The sequence below is a fragment of the Acidobacteriota bacterium genome (assembly GCA_040752915.1).
Lineage (GTDB): Bacteria > Acidobacteriota > UBA4820 > UBA4820 > DSQY01 > JBFLVU01.
This window is the reverse complement of record JBFMHB010000041.1, coordinates 22591-28962: the sequence shown is the minus strand read 5'-3', so window position 1 is coordinate 28962 and position 6372 is coordinate 22591. Positions and strand designations below refer to the sequence as shown.

General features: G+C 66.1%; 7 protein-coding genes. 6 read left to right on the top strand and 1 reads right to left on the bottom strand.

Features of this window, described 5'->3' with window-relative positions:
- On the bottom strand, positions 1 to 457 hold a 457-nt coding region (locus AB1824_08910), incomplete at its 3' end, for a hypothetical protein (GenBank protein MEW5765082.1).
- A gap of 295 nt (positions 458 to 752) precedes the next feature.
- Between AB1824_08910 and AB1824_08905 the strand changes: the two genes are divergently transcribed.
- The 6 genes from AB1824_08905 to AB1824_08880 all read left to right on the top strand — a co-directional run bounded on the left by AB1824_08905 (position 753) and on the right by AB1824_08880 (position 6217).
- Positions 753 to 1229: a rhodanese-like domain-containing protein gene (locus AB1824_08905; protein ID MEW5765081.1), complete on the top strand. Its 477-nt coding sequence runs from the start codon at positions 753 to 755 to the stop codon at positions 1227 to 1229.
- 1 nt (position 1230) lies between these two features.
- Positions 1231 to 1674, top strand: coding sequence for a MauE/DoxX family redox-associated membrane protein (locus AB1824_08900; protein ID MEW5765080.1), 444 nt, complete (start codon positions 1231 to 1233; stop codon positions 1672 to 1674).
- Between the two features lie 108 nt (positions 1675 to 1782).
- On the top strand, positions 1783 to 2889 hold the full coding sequence (locus tag AB1824_08895; GenBank protein ID MEW5765079.1) for an efflux RND transporter periplasmic adaptor subunit: 1107 nt from the start codon (positions 1783 to 1785) through the stop codon (positions 2887 to 2889).
- A gap of 20 nt (positions 2890 to 2909) precedes the next feature.
- Positions 2910 to 4142, top strand: coding sequence for an ABC transporter permease (locus AB1824_08890; protein ID MEW5765078.1), 1233 nt, complete (start codon positions 2910 to 2912; stop codon positions 4140 to 4142).
- A gap of 16 nt (positions 4143 to 4158) precedes the next feature.
- Positions 4159 to 5409, top strand: a complete 1251-nt coding sequence (locus tag AB1824_08885; protein MEW5765077.1) for an ABC transporter permease — start codon at positions 4159 to 4161, stop codon at positions 5407 to 5409.
- Between the two features lie 64 nt (positions 5410 to 5473).
- Positions 5474 to 6217: an ABC transporter ATP-binding protein gene (locus tag AB1824_08880; GenBank protein MEW5765076.1), complete on the top strand. Its 744-nt coding sequence runs from the start codon at positions 5474 to 5476 to the stop codon at positions 6215 to 6217.
- The last annotated feature ends 155 nt before the right edge of the window (positions 6218 to 6372 follow it).

The following is a 6372-nucleotide window of genomic DNA, read 5'->3' as shown; positions in this document are numbered from 1 at the left end:
ACATGCGCCTCTGGTGGATGGGGAGGGCGTAGTAGGCCTCGTCCGCCGCCTGCTCCGAGGCGAAGCTCCCGTCCGGCAGGAGAAGTCGGGTCTGCAGGTAGCGCAGGAGGCTCCGGGCCAGGGTTCCGGAGGTCTCCCCCTGACCGGGCCGCCTCAGGCGGAGGGCCACCATGAGCCATACTGAATTGGCGGCGAGGGTCTTGCGCGAGCCGAAGCCGGATTCAAAGAACCCCCCCTCCTCGGCGTCGTAGCGGGGGGATTCCGCGAGCCTCCTGAGGGCCGACCTCAACTTGGCCAGCAAATCCGGGCGCGAAAGGCCGATGGCGTACTTGGTCAGGAAGCGGAGTACGACGGGAGAGGGGCCGGGACCGCCCTCTCCGGTGAGAAAATCGTCCAGCCCGGCCTCCAGTCCCTGGCGGATCTCCTCCACTTTTTCCAGCCCGTGTTCGAGGTCCAAGGGCCCCTCCTTCGAATCATGCCGAGCCCGGCCGAAGCCGCACGCGGGTTCTCTGAGCAAGGGCAGTGCCACCGAGTTCGGCCCGAAGAGGGTCCATTCGTAACAATCGAGAAACAAGAATGAAACGACGCGCTTCGACGTTACATCCTCCGGCACCCAGTCGGGCCTGGCCCATAGCGGGCCATCCCCCGGAGTCGGGAAGGCTCTTTGGTTGGTGGGATCCTCCCGACCCCGGCGCGCTTGTCTTGGTTCGGGCCCGAAGGTATGCTGTATGCTTTGAAGGCGAGGTCCTCTCATGCGACGCGGGATCGTTCAAATGATCGGACTGGTGGCGGCGGGCACCCTCGCGGGACTCCTCTTCAACGCCCTCTCTCCCATGGGGCTCCCCCTGCGGGGCGGGAAGGAGGTCCGGCTGGAGCAGAAGGGGCTGAGAATGGTGAGCCTGGAAGAGGTGCGGTTTTACCTCGACCAGGGCGACACCGTCCTCCTCGACGCGCGCTCTCCGGAGGAGTACGAACTCGGCCACATCCCCGGAGCCCTCAACCTTCCGGCCGACAACTTCGAGCCGGTGTACCCCAGGGTGGCCCCGAGGCTGAAGAACGCCGCGCTGATCATCGTCTACTGCAGCGGAGGCTCCTGCGGAACCTCCGAGGAGGTCGCCGAGAAACTCATCGAGCGCGGCTTCAAGGACGACTCCCTGGCCGTTTTCGCGGACGGCCTCCCCGGCTGGATGCGCGCCAAGCTGCCGGTGCGCAACGGCACCCAGGAGTGACATGAAGGAAAGAGCGGCGGCGTGGCTGGACAGGCTGGGGCGCTGGACCCTGGCGGGCATCTTCCTGTACGCGGCCATTCCCAAAATCCTGGACCCCCTTGGATTCGCCGAGGACATCGGCCACTACGCCCTCGTGCCCGACGCCGTGGTCAACACCCTGGCCGTGGTGCTACCGTGGATCGAGGCCGTGGCGGCCCTCGCGCTTCTCACGGGCTTTGCGGCCGAGGGAGCGCTTCTCACGGTGAACCTCCTCCTGCTCGTGTTTCTCGGGGCCCTTGGCCAGGCGTGGATTCGGGGCCTCGACATCGATTGCGGGTGCTTCGGACACGCGCAGGACGGGGCTCCGGTCCTGCTGGCGCTGCTCAGGGACCTCGGCTTCCTGGCCCTGGGATTCACCGCCCTCGCCGTCCGCGCTCGACGCGTGCGCCTCCAGTCCGCCCGCTGACGGCGGGCCGCCCACTCCCACCGGCCCGGCGAAAACAAAACCTTCCCCATCTGCGTATTCCGCCGTGGAGTCTTCGCCCGGAGGCTCGCACAGGAGGAGGTCAGGCCCATGGGCAAGTTGGTCAAGGTTCTTGTCGTATTGATCGCCATAGGCATCGTGGCGGCCGCCCTGTACGGCTGGGTCCGCTCCCGCAACGGGAAGGGCGCCGGCATCACTCTGGTGGACGTGGAGTCGGGCTCCATCACGGAAAAGGCCCTGGCGGTAGGCCAGATCGAGCCCCGGCTGAAGTTCCAGGTGAAGTCGAAGGTCTCCGGGATCGTGCGCACCTGCTACGTGGAGGTCGGAGATACGGTGAAGCGGGGCGACCCCCTCTTCGAAATCGCCCCCGATCCGACGCCCCAGGAGCTCATCGACGTCGGGCGCGACGCCGAATCCGCCGAGGCATCGTACGAACGAGCCAGGGCGGACCTGGCGCGCTACCAGCAGCTCTTCGATCAGGGCGTCGTCTCCCGGGGAGACCTGGATGCCCAGAAGGAGAGATACGAGCTTGCGCAGGTCGCGCTCACGAGGGCCCGCGAGAACCGGGAACTCACGACGCGGGGGCGCGTCTCGGGTGGAGGCGCCGCCATGGAGACCATCATCCGGGCGCCCGCCGAGGGAACGCTCCTCTCCCGCGCCGTGAACCCGGGCGATCCGGTGGTCCCCCTCACCTCCTATCAGGCGGGGACGGAGCTCGCGGCCATCGCCGAGATGTCGGACCTGATCTTCAAGGGCACCGTGGACGAGATCGACGTAGGCAAAATGAAGATAGGCCTCCCCGTTCGCATCAAGGTGGGCGCGCTGCCCACGGACGTGGTGACAGGCCGGGTCTCCCGCATCGCCCCCCAGGCCCAGAAGAAAGAGGGAGCCACCCTCTTCGACGTGGAAATCGAACTCGATCCCGGCACGAACGTGGTGCTCCGGGCGGGGTACTCGGCGAACGCCGACGTGATCATCCGGGAGAAGAAGGACGTGCTGGTCATCCCCGAGAGGCTCGTCACCTTCGAAGAAGGGGGAAAGAAAACCACCGTGGAAGTCCCCGCCGAAAAGGCCGGCGAGGAGCCCCGCAAGGTGGAGGTCGTCCTCGGCCTCTCGGACGGGCTCAACGTTGAGGTCGTCTCGGGGCTGAAGAAGGGCGACAAGGTCGTCCAGCGTCCGCCCAAGGAAATTCAGTAGCCCGTCGCGGGGGAGGACCCATGCTCCTCTTCACCAACGCTCTGAGTCAGCTCTGGAGGGACCTGAGGACCCAGAAGCTCCGCACGACCCTGACCACCTTCGGAATCGTGTGGGGCACCGTGGCCGTCAGCCTCCTCCTCGCCTTCGGCCAGGGCCTCCACAAGCAGCTCATCAAGAGCGCGGCGGGCCTAGGGGACCGGATCGTCATCGCCTGGCCGTCGAGGACATCCCTCCCCTTCGAGGGTCTCGGAAAGGGCCGGCGGATCAACGTGAGCGACGAGGACCTGGAGGCCGTCCGAAGGGAGTCCACGCGGCTGGAGGCGATTTCGGCGGAGTACGCCGACGCCTTCAAGATCCACCAGGGAGAAAAGACCATGATGGTGGACGTTTCGGGCGTCTACCCCGAGTTCGGGACCATGCGGAACCTCATTCCCCGGCCGGGGGGGCGGTTCCTGAACCCGCGGGACATGGAGGAGCGCCGGAGGGTGGCCTTCGTGGGGGACGAGTTCGCCAAGGATTTCTTCGGCGAACCCGATCCGGTGGGCAGGATCTTCATGCTGGGGGACTCCCCTTTCACGGTCGTGGGCGTCCTCCAGGCCAAAGAGCAGGACTCCTCCTACAGCGGGCGGGACAAGGACAAGATGTTCATACCCTCCACGACTTTCCGGGCCGTCACGGGCGCGAAGTACGTGGACAACCTCATTTTCAAGGCCCACGCGCCTTCCCAAAACGAGGCCCTTTCCGACGAGGTGCGAACCCTCCTGGCCAAGCGCCTGCGGTTCTCCCCGGAGGACAAGGAGGCCCTCGCCATCTGGGACACCTCCGACATGTTCGAGTTCATGGACGCCTTCATGCTGGGCTTCCAGCTCTTTCTGGGCATCGTCGGCTCCCTGACCCTCGTGGTCGGAGGCATCGGAGTGTCCAACATCATGAACGTCGTCGTGGAGGAGAGGACGCGTGAGATCGGCATCAAGATGGCCCTCGGAGCCCGCAGCGGCTTCATCCTGCGCCAGTTCCTCCTGGAGACCCTGGTCATCACGGGCCTCGGCGGAGCGCTGGGCCTGCTGCTCTCGGCGGGGATCTGCTCCCTCTTCCCCAAGTTCGGATTGACGGAGTACGTGGGCGTCCCCGAAATCTCCCCCATGGTGGCGGCCCTCACGGCCCTCGCCCTGGGGGCCGTGGGCGTCCTCGCCGGCTACTTCCCCGCCCGGGACGCCGCCCGGCTCGATCCGGTCATCGCCATGAAGCTCTAGGGAAAGAGGGGCCTCCATGCAGATGAAGCTCATCTTCCAGCTCTTCCTCAGGGCCTCCCAGCTGGAGAAGAAGCGCGCCGCGCTGACCGTGGCCGCCATCGCCTGGGGGACCGTCGCCATTCTTCTTCTGCTGGCCTTCGGCCAGGGGCTCAAGGAGCAGATGATGCGGGGCCGGAGGGGCATGGGCGAGAACCTCGCTGTCATCTGGCCGGGCGAAACCTCCCAGCCCTGGAAGGGCCTCCCGGCGGGCCGGCCCATACGTCCCCTCGCGGACGACGTGGCCTACCTGAGAAGCCGATTGCCGGACGCGGAGGCGGTGATCGGAGAGATCCACAACTGGGGCACCTCCCTCACCTACGGAAAGAAGACCGTCACCGGACACGTCATCGGGACCAACTGGGAGTACGGAGAGATCCGAAACCACGTCCCCCAGCCCGGGGGCCGGTTCTTCAACCCCAACGACGAGCGGGAGAAGCGGCGGGTCATCTTCCTCGGAAACCAGTTGGCCGAAGACATCTTCGGCAAGGAGGACCCCGTCGGCAAGACCCTTCTCGTCAACGACGCCTCCTATCTCGTGATCGGGGTGATGAAGCCCAAGCTCCAGATGGGCAACTACGCCGGCCCCGAGGATTCCCACGCCGTGATCCCCATCACGACCTTCGTGGGCCAGTACAGCCGTCAACGGCTCAACAACCTGGTCATCAAGGTGCGCCGGCCCGAACAGATGGCCGGCATGCTCGAGCGGTTCAAGGAGGCCCTCGCCGCCCGCTACCGCTTCGATCCCACGGATGCGAAGGTCTTCGGCATCTGGGACACGGTCCGCAGCTCGAAGATCATGGCCAACGTCACGGTGGGCATCCAGATCTTCCTGGGGATCATCGGGGGGCTGACGCTGTTGATCGGGGGCATCGGCGTGGCCAACATCATGTACGCCGTGGTCAAGGAAAAGACGAGGGAGATCGGCATCCAGATGGCCCTGGGGGCCCGGTCCTCCTGGATCACGGGGCCCTTCCTCCTCCAGGGCCTTCTCTACACATTCCTCGGCGGGGCGTTCGGTCTTCTCGCGGCCCTTTTCCTGGTGATTCTCCTGAGCCTGGCCCCCACGGAGGGAAACCGAGCGCTGGAATTCCTCGGAAAGCCCACGCTTTCCCTGCCCATCGGGATCGCCACCGCGACCATCCTCGGGTTGATCGGGCTCCTGGCGGGGTATTTTCCCGCCCGCCGGGCGGCCGCCATCGATCCGGCTGAGACCCTGCGGTACGAATAGCCGGCCGGGGGGCCCCGGGGTGGACACCGGGGCGCCCGCCATGCTCCGGCTCTTGGAGATGCGAATGAACTGGCCTCTTAAGAACAACGGGAGAAACGGGAACGGCTACGGAGTTTCCCACGACGCCATCATCCAGATGAAGGCCATTCGCAAGGTCTACGACACGGGCAAGGTGCAGGTCGAGGCCCTGAAGGGCATCGACCTGAGGGTGGCCAAGGGCGAGTTCGTCGCGGTGGTGGGGCCTTCGGGATCGGGCAAGTCCACCCTGATGAACCTGGTGGGATGCCTCGACACGCCTTCGGACGGAGAGTACTACCTGGCCGGGGAACCCGTCGCCGGGCTGGACCGGGACCGGCTCGCGGACGTGCGGAACCGCCGCGTGGGGTTCATCTTCCAGAACTTCAACCTCCTTCCCCAGATCTCGGCCCTCGAAAACGTGGAGATGCCCATGCTTTTCGGCGGCGTCCCCAAATCGGAACGGCGGGCCAAGGCGGAATCCCTCCTGGAGCGAGTGGGGCTCAAGGACCGCCGGGACCACAAACCCACGGAACTGTCCGGGGGGCAGATGCAGCGGGTGGCCATCGCCCGCGCCCTCGCCATGGGGCCGGACATCCTCCTGGCCGACGAGCCGACGGGCAACCTCGACACTTCATCGGGTGGCGACATCATGGCCCTCTTCAGCGAACTCTGGGACCAGGGGTGCACCCTGATTGTCGTAACCCACGACCCCGCCCTGGCCCATCGGGCCGCGCGGATCGTGGAGATCCGGGACGGTCTCGTCACCCGGGATACGGCCCGCTCCTCCTGAGGCCACGCCTCCATTTCGGACCCTCCTTCAGGGGCCGAACCCCTTCGAGGGCGCCGGTGGATGGTTGTTCCTGAATCAAGCCCTGCGTCATTTGCCCCACTGTTCCGGATCCCACTTTTCGTTTTCCCGGCCCTTTGAGTAGACTCTTGGGCAAA

What these genes read in the sequence shown, in the direction of transcription:
- AB1824_08885 (MEW5765077.1), top strand. Translation starts at nt 4,159, where the DNA reads ATGCAGATGAAGCTCATCTTCCAGCTCTTCCTCAGGGCCTCCCAGCTG.
- AB1824_08880 (MEW5765076.1), top strand. Translation starts at nt 5,474, where the DNA reads ATGAACTGGCCTCTTAAGAACAACGGGAGAAACGGGAACGGCTACGGA.
- AB1824_08905 (MEW5765081.1), top strand. Translation starts at nt 753, where the DNA reads ATGCGACGCGGGATCGTTCAAATGATCGGACTGGTGGCGGCGGGCACC.
- AB1824_08900 (MEW5765080.1), top strand. Translation starts at nt 1,231, where the DNA reads ATGAAGGAAAGAGCGGCGGCGTGGCTGGACAGGCTGGGGCGCTGGACC.
- AB1824_08890 (MEW5765078.1), top strand. Translation starts at nt 2,910, where the DNA reads ATGCTCCTCTTCACCAACGCTCTGAGTCAGCTCTGGAGGGACCTGAGG.
- AB1824_08895 (MEW5765079.1), top strand. Translation starts at nt 1,783, where the DNA reads ATGGGCAAGTTGGTCAAGGTTCTTGTCGTATTGATCGCCATAGGCATC.